This window comes from Cypionkella sp. (genome assembly GCF_028290025.1).
In the GTDB taxonomy this organism is placed as follows: domain Bacteria; phylum Pseudomonadota; class Alphaproteobacteria; order Rhodobacterales; family Rhodobacteraceae; genus Cypionkella.
On record NZ_JAQGKQ010000021.1, the window covers coordinates 1 to 23,144 of the forward strand.

Annotated in this window: 22 protein-coding genes; 6 read left to right on the top strand and 16 right to left on the bottom strand. The window is 60.3% G+C overall.

Translation table 11 applies throughout. The features are described 5' to 3' along the window. Positions 1–1,730, top strand: a 1,730-nt coding sequence (locus JWS10_RS02645; RefSeq protein WP_299504497.1) for an AAA family ATPase, incomplete at its 5' end; no start/stop codon positions are given. Between the two features lie 72 nt (positions 1,731–1,802). Here the strand turns inward: JWS10_RS02645 and JWS10_RS02650 are convergent. From JWS10_RS02650 to JWS10_RS02665, 4 genes are all read right to left on the bottom strand, one after another. Then, positions 1,803–4,061 carry a peptidoglycan DD-metalloendopeptidase family protein gene (locus JWS10_RS02650; RefSeq protein WP_299504499.1) on the bottom strand — a complete coding sequence of 753 codons (2,259 nt, stop codon included), beginning with the start codon at positions 4,059–4,061 and terminating at the stop codon, positions 1,803–1,805. A 170-nt stretch (positions 4,062–4,231) separates the two neighbouring features. Beyond that, positions 4,232–4,627 (bottom strand): DUF1036 domain-containing protein, encoded by a 396-nt coding sequence (locus tag JWS10_RS02655; RefSeq protein WP_299483052.1) that lies wholly within the window; start codon positions 4,625–4,627, stop codon positions 4,232–4,234. Between the two features lie 912 nt (positions 4,628–5,539). Continuing rightward, positions 5,540–6,358, bottom strand: a complete 819-nt coding sequence (locus JWS10_RS02660) for a TIGR00730 family Rossman fold protein (protein WP_299504501.1) — start codon at positions 6,356–6,358, stop codon at positions 5,540–5,542. Between the two features lie 237 nt (positions 6,359–6,595). Further along, positions 6,596–7,351, bottom strand: coding sequence for an SDR family oxidoreductase (locus JWS10_RS02665; RefSeq protein WP_299504569.1), 756 nt, complete (start codon positions 7,349–7,351; stop codon positions 6,596–6,598). A gap of 226 nt (positions 7,352–7,577) precedes the next feature. On the opposite strand from JWS10_RS02665, the gene dapD reads away from it, so the two are divergent. The 4 genes from dapD (at position 7,578) to JWS10_RS02685 (ending at position 9,765) form a co-directional block, all read left to right on the top strand. Beyond that, positions 7,578–8,402, top strand: coding sequence for a 2,3,4,5-tetrahydropyridine-2,6-dicarboxylate N-succinyltransferase (dapD, locus tag JWS10_RS02670; protein WP_299504503.1), 825 nt, complete (start codon positions 7,578–7,580; stop codon positions 8,400–8,402). A gap of 91 nt (positions 8,403–8,493) precedes the next feature. Next, positions 8,494–8,991 carry a cupin domain-containing protein gene (locus JWS10_RS02675; protein WP_299504505.1) on the top strand — a complete coding sequence of 166 codons (498 nt, stop codon included), beginning with the start codon at positions 8,494–8,496 and terminating at the stop codon, positions 8,989–8,991. Between the two features lie 128 nt (positions 8,992–9,119). After that, positions 9,120–9,446 (top strand): hypothetical protein, encoded by a 327-nt coding sequence (locus JWS10_RS02680; RefSeq protein ID WP_299483042.1) that lies wholly within the window; start codon positions 9,120–9,122, stop codon positions 9,444–9,446. Positions 9,447–9,591: 145 nt separating this feature from the next. Next, the gene (locus tag JWS10_RS02685; RefSeq protein WP_299504507.1) at positions 9,592–9,765 is read left to right on the top strand and encodes a hypothetical protein; all 174 of its coding nucleotides are present in this window, start codon (positions 9,592–9,594) and stop codon (positions 9,763–9,765) included. Positions 9,766–9,809: 44 nt separating this feature from the next. Here the strand turns inward: JWS10_RS02685 and JWS10_RS02690 are convergent, their stop codons facing one another. Both JWS10_RS02690 and JWS10_RS02695 read right to left on the bottom strand, forming a co-directional pair. Further along, the gene (locus JWS10_RS02690; RefSeq protein WP_299504509.1) at positions 9,810–10,649 is read right to left on the bottom strand and encodes a Hint domain-containing protein; all 840 of its coding nucleotides are present in this window, start codon (positions 10,647–10,649) and stop codon (positions 9,810–9,812) included. Continuing rightward, complete coding sequence (locus JWS10_RS02695; RefSeq protein ID WP_299504511.1) at positions 10,604–10,810, bottom strand: hypothetical protein; 207 nt, start codon at positions 10,808–10,810, stop codon at positions 10,604–10,606. The genes JWS10_RS02690 and JWS10_RS02695 overlap by 46 nt, the downstream gene beginning before the upstream one ends. 310 nt (positions 10,811–11,120) lie before the next feature. Here JWS10_RS02695 and dapE point away from each other — a divergent pair, with 310 nt between their 5' ends. After that, complete coding sequence (dapE, locus tag JWS10_RS02700; protein WP_299504513.1) at positions 11,121–12,275, top strand: succinyl-diaminopimelate desuccinylase; 1,155 nt, start codon at positions 11,121–11,123, stop codon at positions 12,273–12,275. Between the two features lie 154 nt (positions 12,276–12,429). Here the strand turns inward: dapE and JWS10_RS02705 are convergent, their stop codons facing one another. The 10 genes from JWS10_RS02705 to leuS all read right to left on the bottom strand — a co-directional run bounded on the left by JWS10_RS02705 (position 12,430) and on the right by leuS (position 23,025). Further along, positions 12,430–13,248: an ABC transporter permease gene (locus JWS10_RS02705; RefSeq protein WP_299483036.1), complete on the bottom strand. Its 819-nt coding sequence runs from the start codon at positions 13,246–13,248 to the stop codon at positions 12,430–12,432. Next, the gene (locus JWS10_RS02710; protein WP_299504516.1) at positions 13,238–14,170 is read right to left on the bottom strand and encodes an ABC transporter permease; all 933 of its coding nucleotides are present in this window, start codon (positions 14,168–14,170) and stop codon (positions 13,238–13,240) included. The genes JWS10_RS02705 and JWS10_RS02710 overlap by 11 nt, the downstream gene beginning before the upstream one ends. Before the next feature lie 100 nt (positions 14,171–14,270). Further along, entirely contained in the window at positions 14,271–15,269 is a 999-nt protein-coding gene (locus JWS10_RS02715; RefSeq protein ID WP_299504518.1) for an ABC transporter ATP-binding protein, read from the bottom strand. Between the two features lie 106 nt (positions 15,270–15,375). Continuing rightward, positions 15,376–16,542, bottom strand: a complete 1,167-nt coding sequence (locus tag JWS10_RS02720) for an ABC transporter substrate-binding protein (RefSeq protein WP_299504519.1) — start codon at positions 16,540–16,542, stop codon at positions 15,376–15,378. Between the two features lie 204 nt (positions 16,543–16,746). Beyond that, positions 16,747–17,178, bottom strand: a complete 432-nt coding sequence (locus tag JWS10_RS02725) for a GAF domain-containing protein (protein WP_299504520.1) — start codon at positions 17,176–17,178, stop codon at positions 16,747–16,749. A gap of 17 nt (positions 17,179–17,195) precedes the next feature. Beyond that, positions 17,196–18,296, bottom strand: a complete 1,101-nt coding sequence (locus tag JWS10_RS02730) for an HPP family protein (RefSeq protein ID WP_299504521.1) — start codon at positions 18,294–18,296, stop codon at positions 17,196–17,198. After that, a complete protein-coding gene (locus tag JWS10_RS02735; RefSeq protein WP_299504522.1) occupies positions 18,284–18,622 on the bottom strand; it encodes a hypothetical protein in 339 nt (112 codons plus the stop codon). Before JWS10_RS02735 ends, JWS10_RS02730 begins: the two co-directional genes overlap by 13 nt. A gap of 156 nt (positions 18,623–18,778) precedes the next feature. Continuing rightward, entirely contained in the window at positions 18,779–19,795 is a 1,017-nt protein-coding gene (gene holA / locus JWS10_RS02740) for a DNA polymerase III subunit delta (protein ID WP_299504523.1), read from the bottom strand. After that, the gene (gene lptE / locus JWS10_RS02745; RefSeq protein WP_299480733.1) at positions 19,792–20,286 is read right to left on the bottom strand and encodes an LPS assembly lipoprotein LptE; all 495 of its coding nucleotides are present in this window, start codon (positions 20,284–20,286) and stop codon (positions 19,792–19,794) included. The genes holA and lptE overlap by 4 nt, the downstream gene beginning before the upstream one ends. Positions 20,287–20,388: 102 nt before the next feature. Beyond that, positions 20,389–23,025, bottom strand: a complete 2,637-nt coding sequence (leuS, locus tag JWS10_RS02750) for a leucine--tRNA ligase (protein WP_299504524.1) — start codon at positions 23,023–23,025, stop codon at positions 20,389–20,391. Between the last annotated feature and the right edge of the window lie 119 nt (positions 23,026–23,144).

Sequence of the window (23,144 nt, forward strand, 5' to 3'; positions counted from 1 at the left end):
TCCTGTTTATTGATGAGATTCATACGCTTATGGGGGCTGGCGGTGCGGCTGGCACCGGCGATGCGGCCAACCTTCTGAAGCCTGCTTTGGCGAGGGGAACCCTGCGCACGGTGGGGGCGACGACATGGATGGAGTATGCGAAATACTTTGAGAAAGACCCGGCGATGACCCGGCGCTTCCAGCCGATCACCATCGACGAGCCCTCGATTGACCGCGCCTGTTACATGCTGCGCGGTATACTTGCGCCGATGGAAAAGCACCACGGCGTCCGAATTTCCGATGAGGCCGTGGTCGCCGCCGTTAACCTTTCGGCGCGGTATATCCCGTCCCGGCAACTGCCCGACAAGGCGGTTTCCCTACTCGATACCGCCTGCGCTCGGGTGGCGATCAGCCAATCGACCACGCCGGCCAAAGTGCAAGATCTGCGGGTGAAAATTCAGGCCCTGATCTCAGAAATCGCCGCCAAGGAATCGCAGCGCGATCTGGGTGAGGTTAACGAAGACCGCATCAAGGAAGCGCAGGCCGAACAGGCGGTGGCAGAGGCCGAACTGGCCGTCACCGAGGCGATGTATACCGGCGAAAAGACGATGGTCGATGAGATTTTGGCCCTGCGCGCCTCACTCACCGAAGACGGCGCCGATACCGTGGCGTTGCGTGGTCAGCTTGCGGGCAAAATGACCGGGCTGGAGGAAACCAAGCCGGATGATCGGATGGTTTACAGTCATGTTGACGAGCAATCGGTAGCCTCAATCATCTCGGATTGGACCGGGATTCCCGCCGGGCGGATGGTTTCGGACGAATTGCAGATGATCCTGACCTTGGGGGACCGTCTGAAAGAACGGGTGATCGGGCAGGATCACGGGCTAGAGATAATCGCCAAGCGGATCGAAACCTCATCCGCCAAGCTATCGAACCCGAACAAACCGATTGGCGTGTTCATGCTCTGCGGGCCGTCGGGCGTGGGCAAAACCGAAACCGCGCTGGCTTTGGCCGAGGCGGTTTATGGCGGTGAGCAGAATATCATCACCATTAACATGAGCGAATTCCAAGAAGCGCATACGGTTTCGCTGCTGAAAGGCGCGCCTCCCGGCTATGTCGGCTATGGCGAGGGCGGGCGGCTGACCGAGGCGGTGCGGCGCAAACCGCATTCGGTGGTGCTGCTGGATGAGATCGAAAAGGCGCACTCTGACGTGCATGAGTTGTTCTTCCAAGTCTTCGACAAGGGCATCATGGAAGATGGCTCGGGCCGCCCGATCAACTTCAAGAACACCTTGATTTTGTTGACTTCTAACGTTGGCACCGAGGTGATTATGGATATGGCCGAGAAGGGCGAAACCAAGCCAGCGGTCGAAGATTTGACCGAGGCGATGAAGCCCTACCTGACCCGCGTGTTCCCGCCCGCCCTGCTGGGCCGCATCGTAACGATCCCGTATTTCCCGCTGTCTACCGATGTTCTGGCGGGCATTGTGAAGCTGAAATTAAAGGCGATTGTCCGCCGAATGAAGGAAAACCATGGCGCAGTGATGACGGTCTCGCCTGAGGTGATGGCCTATATCGTCGAGCAGTGCAAAGACCCGGATTCGGGTGGCCGCATGGTCGATAACATCATCACCAACACGATTTTGCCCGACCTGAGCCGTGAAGTTTTGTCGCGGATGGTGTCCCAGACCGAGATGAAAACCGTGGAGATTGTGATGAAAGACGGCAAAATTGGTTACGAATTTAATTAACCTATAATGATGCGCGCAAGCACACGACCTTTCGGTAGGTTTGTGCTTGCACGCCCCCGAGCTATTGCCCGCCTAAATTGGCGTGCCCAAAAGCCCCGCGATGATCTTCTGATAGGCCAAAACCTCGGGCGGAGTTGCAGCCACAGCGGGCAGCGAGCCACCGCCCTTCCGGCCCATTTTCAGCTCAGCCCATTCCTTGACATACCCAATCGTGCGGCCCGCGAGGAACGGGTTGGCTTTGATCACGCCGCCGCCCATCACATCGACGACAAACTGATCATCCGTCGCGCTCAGCACCATATTCGCGCCCTCGGCCCCAAGGAAATGGCACAGATAGAGCCGCCCCGCCGTAATTTCATGCCCGCGCGCCCGCAGATAGCTTTCGCCTTCGCGCGCCAAAGCCGTGACCATTTCGCGGCTGATCGTGGGGTCGTTGCGCAAAGCCAGCAGGCTGGCGCGGTCCATTGTGCTCGCCAAATCCGGCCGATATTGGGCCATCATCCTGACCCATGTGCTCTCAATAAACTGCCCCAAGCCAGTCGCCGACGACAGCGGGTTCTTCGCGTCGGCCTTACCGCCCGATTCAACGCGGATGATCTGATCCACCAGAATCTCCACCGCCGAACCGCCGCCTTCCGCCACCACAGTCACCCCACCAACCAGCGGATCAACCGCCTCACCGTTCTCGTACAATTCAAAATGCAGATGCGGCCCGGTCGATTGCCCGGTGGTGCCAATATAACCGATCAACTGGCCAGCGGTAACCACAACCCCGGCTTTGATGCCCTCGGCAAACGCGCTCAGATGCGCATAGCGGGTTTCCAGATTGCCGGGATGGGTGATCTTGATCAGGTTGCCATAAGTGCCGCCATCGCCCGCCGACAGAATACTGCCACCAAACGCCGCCATCACCGGAGTGCCAACCGGAGCCGCCCAATCAGTGCCCTTATGCAGCTTCAGCACCTTCAAGATCGGGTGCATTCGGGGGCCGAACCGTGAAGTTAAAACCCCTTTCGCGGGCGTCACAAATCCTGCCCGCAAGCTTACACCCCCACCCGCTGCACCGCCGCCAGAACTGGTTCCCGGGCCAAAACAGCTATAGTCTTCTTTCCCTGCAGGCTTGTAGACGTGACATTCCAGCACCTTGCCCTCACCCTTGATCGCGGCATAAAGCACCTGACCGGGGCCGGACCCCTCCGTGCCCGCATCGCGTGAATACAGCAACGTCATCTTATCGCCCGGTGCCGCGAAGCTATCCATATCAAAGGCTTGGCTCATCATCACGATGGTTTCGGCAACCACGGCAGACGGCACACCGTTGCGGATCGCTGCAGAATAGAACGCATCGAGCATCCGGTATTTCCGGCTGGTATCGACATCCGCCGCCACCTGATCGCCAGCAAAGCTGAACAGATCTTCCTCGACCCACGGATCGGCGGAGCTGACCACTGTGCCCGTATCATTCAGCGCGACCGAGCCGAAATAGTCGGTCTTGGTGTAAAGCGAAGCCTGCACCGGCACCATCACACCAGACCGATTGGCCGCCCGCATCGCCAGAATTTTCCCCGGCCCAAGGCTGCCAAATTCCGGCACTAATAGCACAGCCGCATCGGCAAATCGCTTCGCCGCCGCCGCCTCCATGCCATTCGCCACCATCAGCCCGGTCAGATCGGTGGTGTCCTTCAGCCGCAGAAACGTATCCTGATAGGGCGGCTTGCGCTGCGTTTCTGGCAGGATAAAATTAACGCTGGTGGTGTTCTCAATGCGGGTTTTGACGTAGGTTTCGGGCGTAGTAGAGCCGTCCATATTCTCACCCCAACTCGCCTCGCCGTCCGCGACAACCACGGTTTCGGCGGGCTGTTCAGCCGGGGCTTGCGGCTTTGGCACCACGGTGGGCGCAGACCGCTGCGCCTGAAAATAGGCGAAATCCTCACGACTTGACGGGAGGGTGGTGATCAGCCTTTCCTCCCCAGTGATCAGATCATCGGTCAGCAGCGACAGATCGTTGCTCACCCGGTCTGCCGGAATATCTATCGGTCGCAGTACTTTACGTGTTTTCTGCGCCGCCCCGGTATCGAAGCGCAACACCATCGGATCGCCGGCCAGATCAACAAAAGCTGAGACATAGGCGGCGGGGGCAGCGTCATCCGCCACCTCCAGAGGATCATCCGGCGTGCCAACCGTCACCACCCCGCCCAGATACAGAGCCACCGCCACGCCGCACAAAGCCAGCAATCCCGCAACCCAAAGCACCACAGGCACCGCCACGGCATTGCGCCGCCGCTGCGCTGACCGCGCCCGCGCCGCCTTGAATCGGGGGTCGATTTCCATGCCAACCTTGTTGGAAAAAACTAAAATATCGTAGATGAACGCCGCCAACCTAACGCAGCAAAACCCAACTGGCTAGCTGGCCAAAATCAATAAAACTTAGCTAAAATTGTCATCCTCTCTGCTCAAATATCCTCCGGGGGTGAGGCGAAGCCGAGGGGGCAGAATGCACCCTACTGCGTGGCCGCCAGAAACAACGTCCATCGCTGAGTCTTCAGCGTATCGACCTCAATAAACCCCGCCGAAATATCCCCCCTAGACCAACATTCCGAAATCCCGCGAATGGAAAACTTACGCGGTGAGACACACATCTGCGTAGTGCCGTTCATAATCGGCTGACCAAACACGTCTTGCGCATAAAGGTAAATATAACGGCTGCTCAGTTCTTCCTTGATGACGTTGGCGCATTGGTTCGGGCCAATCGTCCACCAGCCTTCGGTCTGAAAGTCACCCTCAACATCCTGCCCAATCGCGACGTTCACCACGTCAAAGCTCTGGTTGCACACAGCAAATTCCGCCGCCGCCGGGCTGGCAAGGCAAATTCCAATGAAAATGATCAAGGCGCGCATCATTTGCCTAGTATAGCCGCGCTGCGTCGCTGCGCAAAGTGGCAAGCGGCGACTTAATCTGTCGTAACGCATCGGGCAGCCCGAACATCCTCGGCCACCCATCCGAAACCAAGGAGCCGACCTGCAGAGCAAAGCCATCCGCGCGAGGCGCATCGAGGGCCGTGATCTCGGCATAAGGTCCGGATAGAACGTCGGGTTCTCCCTCGATGTCCGCAAGTCATTCCGATACCGACTGTGCCACGCGCAGCTTGGTTGGCGTCGCCATGCGCGCAGCTCAAAGTGGCATCGAAATCGCGCTGACTCGCTGTCTCCTAGCGTGCATCCTGCCCCATCATTCAAGGTACTCAAGATCCGACTCCGCCGCGGATTGGTTGGGAAGGCCCGTTTTGTCCGAGAACCCCCACGTTTCGCTCCCAAAAAGCCTTGGCCTGGGCCGCCACCTTGGATGCCGATCGCGTCGCTTATTGCGCGCGTCTACGGGAGCTAAACGGCGTGCCGCACAAATACCACGACCCCGACGCTTCCGGTCAAATGCGCCGGATGCCTCTGGTCTCAATCTTGCTGCCGGGTTTGGCTAAGTGATCCTTATAGACTAATAGTCACCCTGCCCAGCAAAGCCCACCGCCCGCAATCAAGGCGCGAATGCGCCCGCCGCTTGTGTGCCGTGCCGCTTGGAACTTCTGCGGCATTGGTTGAGGCAGAATGTGCGTAGAACTGACGTAGCAGCGCCCACCCGGCGCTCAGGCGCTGCCCTTTGTTGCGCCATTTTTAAGCCCACTGAGCACCCTTTTTCAATTTTTGTCATGCTGCGAAAAATAGCCAAAGTATTAAAGATCCAATAACGAAGGCAGCTTAACCCATTGAAATATAATAAGCAGCGTTTTGTCCATGCGTGGACACATCCAAACTCCCCTATTCCTGACCCCAAGCATCCATAGCCGCCACGGCTTCTTCGGCCGTCTCGACAAACTCAAACAGCTTCAAATCCGCAGCCGAGATCACCCCCGCCTCGGCGAGCATTTCCCAGTCGATCAACCGCTCCCAAAACGCGCGGCCAAACAGAAGGAACGGGATGGGCTTCATCCGACCGGTCTGGATCAAAGTCAGGCTTTCAAACATCTCATCCAGCGTGCCAAACCCGCCCGGAAACACACAAATCGCCCGCGCCCGCATCAGGAAATGCATCTTCCGGATCGCAAAGTAATGGAAGTTGAACGACAAATCCGGCGTCACATATTGGTTCGGAGCCTGCTCGTGCGGCAGCACGATGTTCAGCCCGATCGACTGGCCTCCCGCATCGTCGGCACCACGGTTCCCTGCCTCCATCACGCCCGGCCCGCCTCCGGTGCAGATGACGTTTTCATGCCCGTAGCTTTGCAGGCTGCGTTCAGTAATCAGGCGGGCGAAAGTGCGGGCCTCGGTGTAGTATTTGGTGAGGTCGGCCAGCATCGGCGTCTTCGCGGTGGCGGCGTGGACGGGGTCGGGGATACGGGCACCGCCGAAGAGGACGACGGTAGATTTGATGCCGAGTTCATCGAGGATCAACTGGGGTTTCAAGAGTTCCAGTTGCAGGCGGACGGGGCGGAGTTCTTCGCGGGTCAGGAAATCTTGGTCAGCGAAGGCAAGCCTGTAGGCGGGGGCACGGGTTTGGGGGGTGTCGGGAATTCGGTTGGTGGCGGCTACATCCTGGACGGAGTCGCGTAAGGGGTTGGGGCGGGATTCTTCGGACATCGGGGTGGCCTTGATTGGGGCTGTTGTGGGGAGGGGTAGTTGATTTTGTGAGGGTTTGGAAGGGCGCCTATTTTGCGTGCCCACGTGTGGACGCTAATAAAATTGTTTAAAATCAAGGCTACGTTTTGAAATTAAGGCAATATTAGCTTTTGCGGTAGTGCACTTGGTTTCGCAAAAGCAGGTCTGAGATGCCGCTGGGCAAGGCTGCGCCAGCGACATCTGAAACGCAACGGAGCTTTACAGCAGGCGCACTGCCATGCCGCCGTCAACCGCCATTGCCGAGCCGGTTACGAAGCTGGCGCGGTCTGAGAGCAGGAACAATGCGGCTTGTGCGATCTCGGTCGGGGTAGCCATGCGCTTCATCGGATGCAGGCCCGCGATGAAGTCGTGGGTGGCGGTATCTTCGCCTGCCAATGCGGTTTTAGTGCCGCCGGGCAGGATGGCGTTGACTCGGATGCCTGCTGCGGCGTGATCCGAGGCCAAAGATTGCACTAAGCCCAGCAACCCCGCTTTTGACGCGGCATAGGCGGCCATTCCGGGCAAGCCGCCATTGCTGAAACCGACGAAGGTTGCGGTGAACACCAAGGCACCGCCTCCGTTTCTGCTCAGCGCGGGCAGCTGCGCTTTAGCGGCGTAGAATGCGGCGGTGAGGTTAGTCGCGAGGACGTTGTGCCAGTTTGAGGCTTCCATTACGGCGACTGGCCCCATGTCACCGACGATCCCGGCGTTGTTGAAGGCTCCGTCTAGATGCCCGAAGTGGGTTTCGGCCAATTCGACTAAGGACACCGCATAGGCTTCGTCGGTGACATTGCCGGCAAGGCTGATGGCGCGCCCGCCCTGCTGAGTGATTGCATCGACCACTTGCTGCAATTCGGTCGCGCGGCGGGCGCCTAACACAAGATTTGCACCCTCTGCTGCGAACAGCATAGCGGCGGCCTCGCCTATGCCGCTGCTTGCCCCGGTAATCGGGATAGTTTTGCCTTTAAGTTCCATAGTCATGCCTTTCTATTGCATGACGGCGAACTACAGTCTGAGCGCGCGTAACGGCGACCCGTTTCATGCGGGTCAGCCTCAAGCCCCTCACAATAAGCAGGAAACGGGTCGCGGGTCGGTTGCGCGGCGGTGCCGTGCTCAAGCCATCTGGCGCGCGCTACCCCAAGCGATTGCATGGCGAGGCCGTGGCCGTTATAGGGCTGCAACGCTTTTGGGGAGAGTTGTGATGACCTATGCTGCGCTGGAGACTGCGATTGACGCTGCTTGGGAGGACCGGGAAAGCATCTCGACCACCACCAAAGGTGCTGCGCGGGACGCCATTGAAGCCACTTTGACGGCGCTGGATACAGGCGCGTTGCGGGTGGCGGAGAAGCGTGGCAACGATTGGCACGTCAACCAATGGGCGAAAAAAGCCGTGCTGATGTCGTTCCGGCTGACCGATATGTCTGAGGTCTCGGGCGGCAATGGCGGCTCTAACTGGTGGGACAAGGTTCCATCGAAGTTTCAGGGCTGGACCGAGGCTGACTGGCGCAAGGCTGGCTTCCGCGCTGTGCCGGGGTCAATTGTGCGGCGCTCGGCTTACATCGGCAAAGGTGTGGTTCTGATGCCGTCTTTCGTCAACGTCGGGGCGTTTGTCGATGAAGGCTCGATGGTTGACGGTTGGGCGACAGTTGGATCGTGTGCGCAGATCGGCAAGCATGTGCATCTGTCGGGTGGCGTGGGCATTGGTGGCGTGTTGGAGCCGATGCAGGCTGGGCCGACGATCATTGAGGACAACTGCTTTATCGGGGCGCGATCTGAAGTGGTTGAGGGCTGCATTATCCGCGAAGGCTCGGTTTTGGGAATGGGTGTGTTTATCGGCCAATCGACAAAGATCGTTGATCGGGAAACCGGGGCTGTGATGTATGGCGAAGTGCCTGCGGGTTCGGTTGTGGTGGCGGGTTCGATGCCGTCGAAGAATGGCGTGAACCTGTATTGCGCGGTGATTGTGAAGAAAGTCGATGCCAAGACCCGCAGCAAGACTTCGATCAACGAATTGCTGCGGGACTAAGGCGAAGCTCGGGCTGGAACCAAGCCGCGATATACCGGCAGCGGTTGTTGTGCTATAATTGCGCAACCTAGCCCCGGTGAGGTCGCATATGATGAGCGATTTGCTTACTGATAATATAGCGCCTCCCGCTGTTGCGGGGGTGTTGGTTGCCGCTGAAACCGATCGCTTCGGCACTCCGTTTGCATTTCTGGATGCTTGGTTCAACGTGGTGCTGTCGGGCAAGGATACCAGCGGCGCCGCCTGCAGTGTCGATACCAATCGCAAGCTGCGTGGTGGGCCGCCGTTGCACATCCATCCCGATCAGGACGAGTGGTTTTTCGTGCGCGAGGGCGCTTTCGATATTCGCGTGGGCGAGACAATGCATCACCTGAAACCGGGGGATTCGCTGCTTGCTCCGCGTGGGGTGCCGCACGCGTTTGCCAATACCACCGAGACGGGGCGGATGCTGGTGACGTTCTTTCCGGCGGGGCAGATGGAGGATTTTTTCCATATCGCGAGCGCTATGACTTCGCCCACACCGCAACAGATGGCGGAGGTATTTGCGGCGCATGGTATGAAGGTGGTCGGGCCGGGGTTGGTGCCGCGCTGAACCGGGCAGTTTTCGGTCACATTTCCGCCGGGTTTGCTGCGGTCTGGCAAGGGTTTTCTCTGCCATGCGTTGCGCGTAGAAGGGGCAATCCCGTTTCCGCCAAATCCTTGGCCGCCAGAGGTAAGCCGATGACCGAAGTTACCAAACGCCCGCAGCAGGTTTACACTCTCGCCGTCGAAGTTGGCCGCAAGCCGGGTGATGGTTTGCCCGAGAAATCGACTGGCGCGGCGCTGATGTGCTATGCCAGTGGGATTGATGAGGCCGAAGCGGTGCGCGAAACCGTGGCGATTTTGAAGCAGGCCGATCTCGCGCCGTTGGATGTGTCGGGCTACGGCACGCTGGATGAACGGTTGGCGGCAGGGGACGAGGTTGACGACGAGGAACGCGCGCTGATGGCGCGGGCTTTGGCCGAGAACTCGGTCGTGGTGGCCCAGATGACGCCATTTTTTGATTGAATGATTTCAAGGATTTAGCCTGAAAACTGCCCTATTTATGAGCGGTTTATGTTTAATTCTGGCGACACTGCAAAAGTCGCCATATTGCCGCCGTATTTTCATGTTGCTTCGCTTAGGTGTGCAACCAGTTTTTAAGCAGGTAGTGATGCCGTACCGGATTTTACTGAAAACCGCCCGCCATGTTTTGTGCAACACGCGGAGCGTCAAGGCGAAGGGCGGCGGTCGCCCGCGTGCCGATACCACAAACAGCGTTGAAGTCCGTAGCGTCAAAGGGCTTTTGCTGTTTTACCGCCCCGCAAGCGTAGCGCTCAAAATCTGATACGCTGCTGGCTGGCACGTTGGCTGACGCTGGATGCGGCTTATTCAGGCGGCGCGGCGGGGTGTGCGGCCAAGCAAGGTCATCAGCGTAAGCACCTCGTAGGTCTGCAGGCAGCGCAACGGCGAATCGCAGGTCTGGTCGTGGCCGATGGCAAGCAGGCAGCCGTTCGTTTCGATGAGGGCGGGGGAGCCGAGGTCTAGAGCGACCGATCCGGTGATGGCGCGGCGCTGGTCTGACAGTGCGGTGCGGCCATCTGTTACGCTACCGGCGGGCATCAGGACGGCATCGGTGCCGAACAGGTATTCAACCTCGTGGCCACCGATCGCCAGCAACTGATCGGCGGACACCAGCAGGTCTTGGGTGTGGCCGAAGAACGGCGCACGCAGCAGGACGGGCGCGAAACTGCCTCGGGCCGGAAGGGCGAGGCGCTGGGCGGCTCGCAGCGGGATCGGGCCGCGATCTTGGGTGAGCAGAATGTCGCCCGGTTTCAGATGGCCTGCAAGCACCGGGCCAAGGCTGGTTTCAATCGTAGTGCGCAGGCCGATCCAAGGCGCGGCGTTGGGCGGAGCTGCGCCTTCGGTAAAGCCAAGCCATAGCACCGCGCTGGGACGCGGCTGGGTGCAGAGGGATTGCAGATCGGACAGCGGAATCGGCAGCGGATTGCAGCCATGCGCGGTGATTTTCAGGGGGTGCTCGCTGGCCAAGATTTCAAACGACAGGCTCCATTGCCGGGCGGGTGCGTCGAACTGGAACGACAGGCGGGCGGTGCCACGGCCTTGCGGCAACGGGCCGGGCAGCACGTGGCGGGCGACAGCGCTGCCTTGGCGGTGCAGCAGAATTATGCCTGTGTCGCGGTCGTGGAAGATCGCGAAGTGCGCGGCCACCCGACGTTGGCTTGATAGTCCAGCAAGAGGCTGACGTTTTCCAGCGGCAAGGCGAGTTCCATCACGAACAGGCCGTGGTGCAGCAGAGCATCGGGGACCGCAGGGTTAAGAAGGCCGCGATCGGACAGCGCCACCCAACCTTGCTGCGGGGGTGGCGGCATCGGCATGGCTGATTGACCCGAGGATATCGGGGAAGCTGTCGGTTTCGTCGGGGTTCGCAAGCCGCCCGTTATCATTTTGCCTCGGTTGCCATTGCGCTGCGCGTTGCCGCTTTAAGGGCTCGTTGGCCCCAGCACATGGTATTGACGTTAGGGTAAGGCGGATTGAGGTCGCGCGGCCATTTTATTTTGAGCCGGCGGGTGCGGGCGAGCAAGATGGTGGCGGTGCGGCCACAGATTTGCTGGCGTTGCATTGGTTCGGGCAAGGCGGTATCCCGAAGCGGCATGAAATTTCAGCGAGAAGGCTCCCGTCATGGTTGTTTATGCACCGGTTGATCCGGAAAAACTGACGGCTGATCTGATCCGCTGTGCTTCGGTGACGCCTGATGAGGGTGGCGCGTTGGTGCTGCTTTCGAAAGTGTTGGAAGCTGCGGGCTTTGCCTGCACCCGGGTGGATCGCGGTGGCATTGCGAACCTTTATGCGCGCTGGGGTGTGGCGGGGGCGAATAAATCGTTTGGGTTCAACGGACATACCGATGTGGTGCCGGTGGGCGATCTCGCGGCTTGGACCAAAGACCCGTTCGGCGCGGAAGTTGTCGATGGCTGGATGTACGGTCGGGGTGCTACCGATATGAAATCCGGAGTGGCTGCGTTTGCGGCGGCGGCGGTGGATTTCGTGCGGCAAACGCCCCCCGATGGCGCGGTGATTTTGGCGATTACCGGCGATGAGGAGGCCGACGCTGTCGATGGCACGGTGGCCCTGCTGGACTGGATGGCAAGCCATGGCGAGCGGATGACGCATTGCTTGGTGGGCGAGCCGACGTGTCCGAACGAGCTAGGCGATATGATGAAGATCGGACGGCGCGGCAGCATGACCTGCTATTTCACCGCCGTTGGCGTGCAAGGTCATTCGGCCTATCCGCATCGTGCCAAGAACCCGATGAGCGCCTTGGTGGCGCTGATGGCGCGGCTGGAGGCGGAGCCTTTAGATCAGGGGACGGCGCATTTTGATGCCTCGACCTTGGCGATCACCACAATTGATTGCGGCAACAAGGCGACAAACGTGATCCCGGCGCGGGGGACGGCCACGGTGAACATCCGGTTTAATGACAGTCATTCGGGGGCGTCATTGACCGCGTGGTTGCAGGGCCATGCAAGTGCGGTGCAGGCGGAGACGGGGGTAGAGATTGCGCTGCGGGTGACGATCTCGGGCGAAAGTTTTCTGACACCGCCGGGAGATTTCTCGGCTTTGGTGGCGAAAGCCGTACAGGCGGAAACCGGGCGGGTGCCGGAGTATTCGACCAGTGGCGGCACCTCGGATGCGCGGTTTATCAAGGATCACTGCCCGGTGGTGGAGTTTGGTTTGGTCGGCCGCACCATGCATCAGGTCGATGAGCGGGTCGAGGTGGCACAAATCCATGCGCTGAAAGCCATCTACACGCGGGTTTTGCGAGATTATTTTGCGTGAGGTTGGGCCGGAAGTTGCAGGTGATCCAAGTAAGGCGTGCTGATGCCGCTTACCCTGTTAGGGGGTTGCGGCATCAGCACTTTGACCAAACTACAGAGGTAAATTTGGCCACCGAAGCGGAATATCTGATCTTTTCGGCGTAATTGCGGCGGGGTTATTTGCCGGAGCCTGCGGTCTCAGACCCGTTGCGGGTCAGGTAGTAGGCCAGCAGGATTGGGAAGAACGTCGCGGCGAAGACTATCATGGCGACGACATTGGTGACGGGGCGTTGGCGCGGGCGGATTAATTCCTCCAGCATCCAGATCGGCAGGGTGGCTTGTTGGCCTGCGGTGAAGGTGGTGACGATGACTTCGTCAAACGACAGCGCAAAGGCTAGCATTCCTCCGGCCAGCAGGGCTGTGCCGAGGTTCGGGAGCAATATGTGGCGAAAGGTTTGGAAGGCGTTGGCGCCGAGGTCGGCCGATGCCTCTAGGATGCCGCCCGACAAGCGGCGGAAGCGGGCGACGGCGTTGTTGTAGACGATGACGATGCAGAAGGTGGCGTGGCCTAGGATGATGGTGAGTGTCGAGAACGGGATATCCATTAGACCGAAGGCGGAACGCAGGCTCATGCCGGTGATGACGCCGGGGAGGGCGATGGGCAGGATTATCAACAGGGATATTTGCTCACGTCCGAAGAAGCGGGCTTGCGCCATCGCGGCGGAAATCAGGGTGCCGAGGATCATCGCGAGCAGGGTCGCGGCGGTGGCGACTTGCAGCGACAGGGTGAGGGCTTGCCAGATATCGGCACGCTCCCATGCGGCGGCGAACCATTTCAGGGTCAGGCCGGGGGGCGGGAAGGCGTAGGTGCGTTCCTCGGTGGTGAAGGCGTAGAGAAAGATGATCAGGATTGGCAGGTGCAAGAACAGCAGCACCGCGGTCGCGGCGGCTTTTAAGGCGAAGGGGGTGCGGTTGGGGTTGGCGTCAGAGGGCATCGAAAGCTCCGGCGCGTTTGGCGAGGCTGAGGTAGATCAGCATGATCACGATGGGGATTACCGCGAAGGCGGCGGCTAGGGGGGTGTTTCCGGCGGTGCCCTGCAGTTGGTAGACTGCCATGCCGATGAAATTGGCCGAGTTGCCGACGATTTGCGGGATGATGTAATCGCCCATGGTGAGCGAGAAGGTGAAGATTGAGCCGGCGATTATTCCGGGCATCGCGAGCGGTAGGATCACGGTGCGGAAGGTTTGGGCCTTTGTCGCGCCGAGGTCTTGGGAGGCTTCAAGCATTGAGGTGGGGACGCGTTCGAGGGCTGCCTGCATCGGCAGGATCATGTAGGGCAGCCAGACATAGGTGAAGACAAGGAACATGCCGATGTAGCTGGTGGAGAGCGAGTTGCCGCCTATTCCCGGTAGCGCAAGGGCGGCGTCGAGGACGAAGTTGGTGTGGGTTTGGGTGGCGGCCCAGGTCAGGATGCCCTCTTTGGCGAGGATCAGTTTCCAGGCGTAGACTTTGACGAGGTAAGACGACCACAGTGGCAGCATGATGCCAAGGTAGAACACGGCTTTCCAGCGGCCTTTGGCGTAGCGGGCGGCGTAATAGGCGATGGGGAACGCGAGGATGGCGGAGCCTAGGGTGACGGCGGCGGACATCAGCAGGGTGCGCAGGATGATGTCGTAGTTTTGAGGGCGGAGCAGTTCGCCGTAGGTTTTCAGGGTGAACTCGCGGACGACCATGCCGGAGAATTCGTCGATGGAGTAGAAGGATTGCAGGAGCAGGGCGGCGAGCGATCCAAGGTAGATCACGCCGAGCCAGAGCAGCGGCGGGGTGATCAGCAGGGCAAGCAGTAGGTTGGGCTTGCGCCAGAACAAGGTGGTGAGGCGGTCGGCGAGCGATTTGGCGGGGAGGATGGCGGTCATGGGGTGGCGCAGCCTGAACGCGACGCCTGACGGCGGGGGGGTTGGCTGCGGTGGGAGCCTCCGGCGGGGATATTTATCGCCAATGTGAAATTGGGGCGCATCAGGCTTGGTCCATGATGTGCAGGGCGTTGGCGGGGAAGCTGAGGCGGATTTGTTGGCCGGGTTCGGGGAGTTCGGTGCCTGTGGGCAGGATGGCGGCGATGTCTTGGCCTTGGGTGGTGATGGCAATGCGGTGGCCCGAGCCTAGGTAGCGCAAGGATGTGACGGTGCCTTGCAGGGGGCCGGCGGGGTCTAGGTGCAGGGTTTCGGGGCGCAGGCTCGACCATTTGGCGGGGCCGCCGAGTGATTGGGTGAGGGCGGGGGGCAGGACGTTGGAGGAGCCTACGAAATCGGCGACGAAGCGGGTTTTCGGTTGGGCGTAGATCTCAGCGGGGGTGCCGATTTGGGCGATTTTGCCTTCGTTGAACACGGCGAGGCTATCGGCCATTGAGAGGGCTTCGTGTTGGTCGTGGGTGACGAAAACGAAGGTGATGCCAAGGCGTTTTTGCAGTGATTTCAGCTCGTCCTGCATGGCTTCCCGCAGTTTTAGGTCGAGCGCGCCGAGGGGTTCATCCAGCAGCAGCACTTTCGGCTCATTCACCAAAGCGCGGGCGAGGGCGACGCGTTGGCGTTGGCCGCCAGACAGTTGGCCGGGTTTGCGGCTGCCGTAGGCGTCGAGGTGGACGAGGGCCAGCATTTCCTCGGCTTTGGCATAGCGCTGGGCGCGGGCCATGCCTTTGACCATCAACCCGTAGGCGACGTTGTCGCGGACGTTCATATGGGGAAACAAGGCGTAGTCTTGGAACACCGTGTTGACGTTGCGCAGGTGGGGCGGGGTGTTGGAGACGTTCTCGCCGAAGATGCAAATCTCGCCAGCGGTGGGGGATTCGAAGCCGGAGATCAGCCGCAGGCAGGTGGTTTTGCCAGAACCGGACGGGCCGAGCATGGCGAAGAATGCGCCCTCGGCTATGGTCAGATCGACGCCATCGACGGCTTTGATGGGGGCTGTCGTGGGGCCGAAATGGCGCGACACGCTGCGAAATTCTACGGCTGCGGGCATAGAGTTAGGGCCTTTATCCGCGGAAGCGGTGAGGGTGGCGCGATATAAAAGCCGCGCCGGTTTGGGCATAAGTTGGGTGCGTGATGCCACGCACCCTAAGCTTGGTTCAGCGACCGCCGATCACGCCGATGTAGTCCGAGACCCAACGGTAATACGGCACGCAGGCGGCTTCACCTTGGGCGCAGTTTGCGGTGGGGGTGGTCCAGAACTTGATCTTGTCGAAATCATCCAGACCGTTGGCGGTGCAGCCCTCTGCCGTCTGCATTCCCGATTTATCGGTGCAGGCGGCGGGCACAACTGGGTTACCGCCGAACCAAACCGACAGATCGGATTGCAGGTTGGAGTTCAGCGTATGCTCCATCCATTTATAGGCGCAGTTCGGGTTGGCAGCATCGGTCGCCAGCATCGACGTGTCGGCCCAGCCAGTTGCGCCTTCTTGTGGGATGGTCGAGGCGATTGGCAATTTCTCGGCCTGCAACATGCCAACTTGGAACGGCCACGAACCGGAGGCCACAACGCCCTCATTCTTGAAGTCATCCATCTGGATATAGGCGTCGTGCCAGTAGCGGCTGACCAGAGTGCGCTGGGTGCGCAGCAGGTCGAGCGCCGCTTTGTATTGATCTTCGTTCAACTCGTAAGGCGAGGTGATTTTCAGCTCGGGCTTGTGGAACATCAGGTATTGCGCGGCGTCGGCGATGTGGATCGGGCCGTCGTAAGCCTGCACCCGGCCTTCGTTGGTCTTGCCATCGGGCAGGTCCATCTTCTCAAACACCACGTTCCACGACTTCGGCGCTTCTTTGAACACCTCGGTGTTATACATCAGCACGTTCGGCCCCCAGAGGTAGGGCACGCCGTAATGCACGCCATCAACGGTGAACCATTTGGCATCTTGCAGACGTGGATCGACCTTCGACCAAGACGGGATCAGCGCAGTGTTGATAGCCTGCACGCGCTTACCAGCAACCAGCCGCAGCGAGGCGTCGCCCGAAGCCGTCACCAGATCGAAGCCGCCTTCATTCATCAGCGCGACCATTTCATCCGAAGTGTTGGCGGTCTTGACGTTGACCTTACAGCCGGACTCGGTCTCAAATTTCGTCACCCAGTCATAGGCTTTGTCGGTTTCGCCGCGCTCGATATAGCCCGGCCACGCGACGATATTGACTTGGCCTTCGGAGGCACCAACCTCGGTCATTTGTGCAAAAGCCGGGGTGATTGCGGTGGCGAGGCTGGCAATAAGTGCGGCAGCGGTCGCCGCTTTGTTGGTTTTGGTCATTGAAAGCTCCCTGTGGATTGGCGCAAGCCGGGTTCCCGGTCATGTCATCAGGGTAACGGCGTGCGGCTGTTTCGCAACAAAAAATCGCTTGGACGGGGTGGTTTTTTGATCAAACGATAAAGTGGGGGGTGCGGTATGACGGGTTGACCGGGGGCTAGCCCCCGGACCCCCAGGATATTTGTGCAGAGAGGATGACCGGAAGCGTTAGCCTTTGGCGAGTTCGGCTGCGAGGGCGGCGTGGTGTTGGCGCACGAGTGCTTCGTAAGCTGCGAGTTTTTGCGGGGTGAAATGGTGTTCTTCTGCCAGTAGATTGACGGTGCCGAGCACTTCGCCATCTTCCACCAGCGGGATGTTGACGCAGGAGCCAAGACCCAGTGAGGTGATAAGAGCGTGGTCAAAGAAATACTTGGCAAACTCGGGCGTGGTGTTGGCCACGAAGGTTTGCTGGCCTGTGATGCAGTAGTCATACCAGCCGTCGCGGGTCAGCGGCTTGGTGCCGGACACTGGATATTCCAGCGGATGCGAGGTGTAGGCGCGGCGGGCAACGTCGTGTTTGATGTCTTGCACGGTGACGGTGAACAGGCGGGTGCCAAGGGCGGCGCAGGCTTGGTGTAATGTATCGTAAACATGGGGCATCGGAGTCTCCGTAGGGTTCAGGCGGGCATGTGGCCCGACAGCAGGGCGATCATATCAGAGCGGGTGATCAACCCGACGAGCGTGCGGCCGTCCAGGATCGGAACGGCTTGCTGGCTGCCATCGGCAAGCAGCGTGATCAGTTCTGCGAGGGGTGTGGCGGGCGTGGCGAAGCGCGTGTCAGGGTCGGCGAGCATCTGAGCGGTGAGGCTCGGGTCAGCGCGACCCACGAGGGCTGCTTGCGAGACGAGGCCGCCGAAGCTGCCATCTGAGTTGCGAATCGGCAGGGTCTTAAAGCGATGGCTGCGAAAGTTTTCGGCGAGGTCGGGCAGGGGTGTTTCGGGGGCGACCTGGATCAGGTCGCGAGACATCATCTGTGCTGCGCTGGCGGGGCCAAGATTGCGGGCGTTGGCTTCGGTCTCGGCAGTTTCAATCAGCCGGGCGAGGTCTTCGACGCCAAGGTTGGAGCCAAGACGCAGGCGGGTCAGGGTGGCCGCGAGGACTTCAGGCGATGGAATGAAGCGGCGGTCAGGCGCGGGGTCTTTGGTGCCATGTTGCGGCGGCTCGGCGGTGAGGCGGAAAGGGTAGCGGCGGCCCGTGGCATGTGCCCAAGCGATGCCGAGGGCAATGAGGGCGATGCTGCCGCTCGCGACTGGGAGCAGGAGGTAGTGCAGACCGGGGAGGGAGTCGGGATGGGCGGAAAGCACGGTTGCGAGGGCGACGGCTCCGCCCGGTGGGTGCATGGCACGCAGGGCGGCCATGGCGAGGACGGCCAGCATGACCGCAAGGGCAGCCGTCGGCAGTTGGGGCAGGCTCGTGTGCAAGATAAGGATGGCGGCGAGGGCAGAGGCGGTGTTGCCGATCACCGCCGACCACGGCTGCGCCATCGGGCTGTTTGGCACCGCGAAAATCAAGAAAGCCGAGGCTCCGAATGGGGCGATCAGCGCGGGATGCGCCATTAGGCTGGCGGTCGGGTTCAATAGCCAAAGGATTGCGGCGGTGAGTGTCAGGCCAAAGGCAGCTCCGGTGGCGGCGCGCAAAGCTTCGGTCGGCATTGGCGCGGGCATCGAGGGGCCGAGGCCGTGCAGGAGGTGTTTCAGGGCTGTGATCAGCTGGGCCATGTGGCGCTTGCGATCAAAGTGAGGCCGAGTTCGGGGGGTGGCAAGGTTAGCTGTTCGGTTTGCCAGAAGAACAGCCGGACATGCGCGGGGTCTTTTGGGGCATCTGTGTCCGCTAAGATTTGGTAGTGCATCTGGAAGCCTTCCAGCAGCAAACCTTCAGCGTAGAACGAGATTTCCTCGGCTTCGAGCAGGGCATCGGTGCCCGATTGCGGTTCCCATTCTTGGCCATTGGCCCAGATCACCTCTGCCTCCACGGCGGGGTGTTTGAGGCCGAGTTTGGTCAGCGGGGCGAGGAAGGTTTCGATGGGAGAAAGCGGTTTGGGCATGGGTGCCTGCTGTGGTTTCATTAGGGTTGAAGCAGGTGGGGCTGGCGAGGTCAAGGTTGGGCGTGGGGTTGAGGTGGAACTGGGGGTTTCACACCCCCAGACCCCCGTGGGATATTTGAGCAGAGAGGATGACAATTTTAGATAAGTTTTAAGGGGTTAGCCGCGTTTCATCATGGCGAGCCGGATGAGCGCGCGTTCCATCACGGCCATCGCGGGGGCGCGGGAGGTGGAGCGGAGGGTGAGGTCGGTTTCGACCAGCAGGTTCAGCGCGGCTTCCAGGCGGAACATGCCCCAAGTGGAGGCTTGGCGCTGCATCGCGTCGCGGCGGGGGCCGAAGATGCGGGCTTTCATGATGCCGGCACCGATGCCGCCGGGGTCGGATGCCATGATGTGCAGGCTGCGGAAGTGTCGGAGTGCTCCAATGCAGAGGGTGACGGGCAGGATGCCTTGACCTTCAAGGCGACGCAGCAGCGGGCCGATCAGGTTGGGTTTTTGATCAGCGGCGGCGGCAATCAGATCATCCACCTCGGCCTCTATCGTGGCGGGGGCGAGGGCGTGGATTTCTTCGGGGGTCAGCGGGGTCGGGTCGTTGAATTTGTAGAGCGCGATCTTTTCCAAGGTTTGGCGGAAATCGCCGGGGTCGAGGGCGCGGGCAAGGGTGGCGAGGTCGGCCATTGCGGCGGGGGCGAAGTTTTTCAGGCCAGCCTTGGCGAGTTCGGATTCGATTTCTTCGCGGGAAGGCGGCTCGTCGTAAAGGCCGATGCTGACGGCGTTCAGATGCTTTTCGAAAAGCGTTTTCAGCGTGGATTTGCCGGTGAGATTGCCCGCCGTGACCACGATCTGCGCATCACCTGCGCGCCAGTCTTGCAGGGTGGCGGCGATGCTTGCTGTCAGGCCATCGGTGGCGTCTTCGAGAAACGCCACGCGGGGGCCGGGGAAGAAGCCGGCTTCACGGGTGGCATCGGTGAGCAGGCTGGGGGATTTGCGTAAGTCGCCCGCCTGGATACGGGTCAGCCGCATTTCAGCCTCGCCTTGCGGACCGATCAACGCGGCGACGGCCTCTTGGCGTTTCAGCGCCACCCGCATGGTATCGGCACCGAAAATCAACAGCCCGGCGCGTTTGGGGTCGGGTTTGGCGCAATAACGGGAGGCTTCGATGCCGGCGAGTTTCATTTGTTCCAAGTGCCAGAGGTTGCCAACAAGCGGGCGGTGATCTGGTCGGCGAGGATGCGCATCAGGCGGCGGGCGGCGTCTTCTTGGGCAGCGAGGCCCGCGACGGTGGAACCAGTGGCGGAGTAGGAGGTGAAGCTGTGGACTTGGCCGCCGGTCACGCGGGCATTGGTGGCTCGGTTCAGCAATGCCCAGTCGATTGTGCCGTTCAGATTGTAGCGGGTGATGGCGTTGTCGGGGGTGATGCCAACTCCGGTCGCGGTGGTTTTGATGCTGTAAGTCAGATCGAATCGCTCGGCGTTGGGGCGGCCCAAGCGTTCTTCCAGACGCTCGACCAGATCGAAGGCGTTCTTGTCGGAGGGGTCAGCCACGCGGATGCTGGTTTGGATGTTTTGCGCCGGGCCGCCGGGGCCATAGGCGGGTGTGAAGCCGCAGGCCGCGAGGGCCAGCGGTGTCAGCAGGAACAGGCGACGGCTAAGGCGGGTTGCAGTCATTCAAAATCACCTTTTGGATTGTGAAGTCGCGGTGTGAACCCGAAACAGCGATTTCATTACAACCGTGATCGGGTTCGCAGGCGACTTCAACGTAACGCCACTCTAGACGACGACATTGATGATGCGCCCCGGCACGACAATGATTTTCTTCACAGGTGCACCTGCAAGGAACTTGACCACAGCTTCATCCGCAAGCGCGATCTTTTCAACCTCGGAAGCGGGCATGTCTTTCGGCACAGAGATTTCCGCGCGGCGTTTGCCGTTGATCTGGATCGGCAGGGTGACGGTATCGTCCACCAGCAGGGCTGGGTCGGCTTTCGGCCATGGCGCGGTGGCGCAAAGGCCCGCGCCGCCTTGGAAGGTCCAGATTGATTCGGCGATGTGGGGGGTCATTGGACACATCAGTTGTGCCAAAGTGCGGATGGCTTGTTTCATCGCGAGCGTCGAGCCGTTGGCTTTGGCGAGGGTGTTGGTCAGGCCATACAGTGCCGCGATGGCCTTGTTGAAGGCGAAGGTTTCGATGCTGCGGGTGACTTCCTCGACGGCCTTCGCGGTGGCTTTGGCGATGTCTTGGTCGCCTACGCCCTGATGGTCGGCGGGCATGTCACCGATGCGCGAACACAAAGCCCAGACGCGGGACAGGTGTTTGAAAGTAGCATCGGCACCCGAGGCTGTCCATTCTACATCACGCTCTGGCGGCGAGTCGGACATCACGAACCAACGAGCGGTATCCGCGCCGAAAGCTTCGATGATGTTCATCGGATCGACGACGTTTTTCTTCGATTTCGACATTTTGGCGGAGGGGATTACCTCGACCAATGCGCCTTCGTCGTTAAGGGCCTGAAGCCATGCGTCAATATCCGCAATCATATCCGGATCGGGCGGCGGCACATCGCCCAGCACGGTGACGCGGCGGTCGGCGAGGCTGAAACTCGTCACATCTTCAGGCAGGTGATAGATCGGACGGCCTGCGGCGTCGGTGGTTTTGTAGATCTCATGCGTCACCATGCCTTGGGTGAACAGGGCGTTAAACGGCTCGATCGCTTTGGCGGGCAGATGGCCGGTGGCGTGCATGGCGCGGGCGAAGAAGCGGGAATAGAGCAGGTGGAGAATCGCATGTTCGATGCCGCCGATGTATTGATCGACGTTCATCCAGTAATCTGCATCTTCGGCGATGGTGGGCGTTGTCGCATGGGGCGCGGTGAAGCGGGCGTAATACCAGCTGCTATCGACGAACGTATCCATCGTGTCGGTTTCGCGGCGGGCGTCGGCTCCGCAATTCGGGCAGGTGCAGTTGCGCCATGTCGGGTGACGGTCGAGCGGGTTGCCGGGGATGTCGAAGGTCACGTCATCGGGCAGGCGGACGGGGAGGTTCTCTTTCTTCTCGGCCACCACGCCGCAGGTTGCACAATGGATCACCGGGATCGGGCAGCCCCAATAGCGTTGACGGGAGATACCCCAATCGCGCAGGCGGTAATTGGTGACGCCTCGGCCAACGCCTTGGGCCTCGCAGGCGGCGATTGCGGCGGCGATGGCGTCTTCTCCGGTTTGCAGATCGTTGCCCGCGAAACCACGGATATACTGCACACGCTCGGATTTCATCGGGACGTAGGCTTCGTCAAGCGTCACTTCTTCTGCGCCCTCGGGGATGAAAACCGTTGGGATCGGCAGGCCGTATTTGGTGGCAAACTCAAAGTCACGGGCGTCATGCGCCGGGCAGCCGAAAATCGCGCCGGCGCCGTAATCCATCAGGATGAAGTTGGCGATATAGACCGGGAGTTCTATAGAATTATCGAACGGATGCAGCACGCGGATGCCAGTATCCATGCCGATCTTCTCGGCGGTCTCCATTGCCTCTGCCGTGGTGCCACCTTTGCGACAGTCGGCGACGAAAGCCTCAACTGCCGAGTCGTGGCGTTCGAGATGTTTTGCCAAGGGGTGATCGGGCGAGATCGCCGCAAACGACGCGCCAAGCAGGGTATCCGGGCGGGTGGTGTAGACTTCCAGCCGGTCAAAACCCTCGGGCGCGCCCGTCGTTGTAAACGCGAATTGCAGCCCGCGCGATTGGCCGATCCAGTTGGCTTGCATCAGGCGGACTTTTTCGGGCCAATCCTTCAAGCCGTCCAAAGCTGACAGCAGTTCTGCCGAATAATCGCTGATCTTGAAGAACCATTGCGTCAGCTCACGGCGTTCAACGGCGGCGTTCGAGCGCCAGCCCTTGCCGTCGATCACCTGTTCATTGGCGAGCACGGTCATATCGACCGGATCCCAGTTCACCACCGCATTCTTGCGGTAAACCAAGCCCTTGGCCATCATGTCGATGAACATCGCCTGCTGCTGGCCGTAATACTCCGGGTCGCAAGTGGCAAATTCGCGGCTCCAGTCAATCGACAAGCCCAACGGTTTCATTTGCTTGCGCATCTCGGCGATGTTGGCGTAGGTCCATTCTTTCGGATGGCCGCCCCGTTCCATCGCGGCGTTCTCGGCGGGCATCCCGAAGGCGTCCCAACCCATCGGATGCAGCACGGAAAACCCCTGCGCGGCTTTATAACGCGCCACCACATCGCCCATCGTGTAGTTGCGGACATGGCCCATATGGATGCGACCCGACGGATACGGGAACATCTCTAGCACATAATACTTTGGGCGGGCGGGATCGCGCCGCGCCTTGAATGTTTCGGCCACGTCCCAAGCCGCTTGCCATTTCGGTTCGATGGTTTTGGGTTCGTAGCGCGACATTATTGGCCCCTTGGTCAGTTCCTTGGCGCAATTACACCGCCAAGGGGGGCAAGGTCCAGAGTTAGCGCAAATCGCGACCGATTCGGTTTTGCTCTGACATAAGACAGGCCCCAAAGCAG

What these genes read in the sequence shown, in the direction of transcription:
- JWS10_RS02705 (WP_299483036.1), bottom strand. Translation starts at nt 13,248, where the DNA reads ATGCCCTCTGACGCCAACCCCAACCGCACCCCCTTCGCCTTAAAAGCC.
- JWS10_RS02710 (WP_299504516.1), bottom strand. Translation starts at nt 14,170, where the DNA reads ATGACCGCCATCCTCCCCGCCAAATCGCTCGCCGACCGCCTCACCACC.
- JWS10_RS02660 (WP_299504501.1), bottom strand. Translation starts at nt 6,358, where the DNA reads ATGTCCGAAGAATCCCGCCCCAACCCCTTACGCGACTCCGTCCAGGAT.
- JWS10_RS02730 (WP_299504521.1), bottom strand. Translation starts at nt 18,296, where the DNA reads ATGGCCCAGCTGATCACAGCCCTGAAACACCTCCTGCACGGCCTCGGC.
- holA (WP_299504523.1), bottom strand. Translation starts at nt 19,795, where the DNA reads ATGAAACTCGCCGGCATCGAAGCCTCCCGTTATTGCGCCAAACCCGAC.
- JWS10_RS02680 (WP_299483042.1), top strand. Translation starts at nt 9,120, where the DNA reads ATGACCGAAGTTACCAAACGCCCGCAGCAGGTTTACACTCTCGCCGTC.
- JWS10_RS02725 (WP_299504520.1), bottom strand. Translation starts at nt 17,178, where the DNA reads ATGCCCCATGTTTACGATACATTACACCAAGCCTGCGCCGCCCTTGGC.
- JWS10_RS02665 (WP_299504569.1), bottom strand. Translation starts at nt 7,351, where the DNA reads ATGGAACTTAAAGGCAAAACTATCCCGATTACCGGGGCAAGCAGCGGC.
- JWS10_RS02715 (WP_299504518.1), bottom strand. Translation starts at nt 15,269, where the DNA reads ATGCCCGCAGCCGTAGAATTTCGCAGCGTGTCGCGCCATTTCGGCCCC.
- JWS10_RS02655 (WP_299483052.1), bottom strand. Translation starts at nt 4,627, where the DNA reads ATGCGCGCCTTGATCATTTTCATTGGAATTTGCCTTGCCAGCCCGGCG.
- JWS10_RS02695 (WP_299504511.1), bottom strand. Translation starts at nt 10,810, where the DNA reads ATGCCGCCACCCCCGCAGCAAGGTTGGGTGGCGCTGTCCGATCGCGGC.
- JWS10_RS02675 (WP_299504505.1), top strand. Translation starts at nt 8,494, where the DNA reads ATGAGCGATTTGCTTACTGATAATATAGCGCCTCCCGCTGTTGCGGGG.
- JWS10_RS02735 (WP_299504522.1), bottom strand. Translation starts at nt 18,622, where the DNA reads ATGCCCAAACCGCTTTCTCCCATCGAAACCTTCCTCGCCCCGCTGACC.
- dapE (WP_299504513.1), top strand. Translation starts at nt 11,121, where the DNA reads ATGGTTGTTTATGCACCGGTTGATCCGGAAAAACTGACGGCTGATCTG.
- JWS10_RS02685 (WP_299504507.1), top strand. Translation starts at nt 9,592, where the DNA reads ATGCCGTACCGGATTTTACTGAAAACCGCCCGCCATGTTTTGTGCAAC.
- leuS (WP_299504524.1), bottom strand. Translation starts at nt 23,025, where the DNA reads ATGTCGCGCTACGAACCCAAAACCATCGAACCGAAATGGCAAGCGGCT.
- JWS10_RS02720 (WP_299504519.1), bottom strand. Translation starts at nt 16,542, where the DNA reads ATGACCAAAACCAACAAAGCGGCGACCGCTGCCGCACTTATTGCCAGC.
- JWS10_RS02650 (WP_299504499.1), bottom strand. Translation starts at nt 4,061, where the DNA reads ATGGAAATCGACCCCCGATTCAAGGCGGCGCGGGCGCGGTCAGCGCAG.
- dapD (WP_299504503.1), top strand. Translation starts at nt 7,578, where the DNA reads ATGACCTATGCTGCGCTGGAGACTGCGATTGACGCTGCTTGGGAGGAC.
- lptE (WP_299480733.1), bottom strand. Translation starts at nt 20,286, where the DNA reads ATGACTGCAACCCGCCTTAGCCGTCGCCTGTTCCTGCTGACACCGCTG.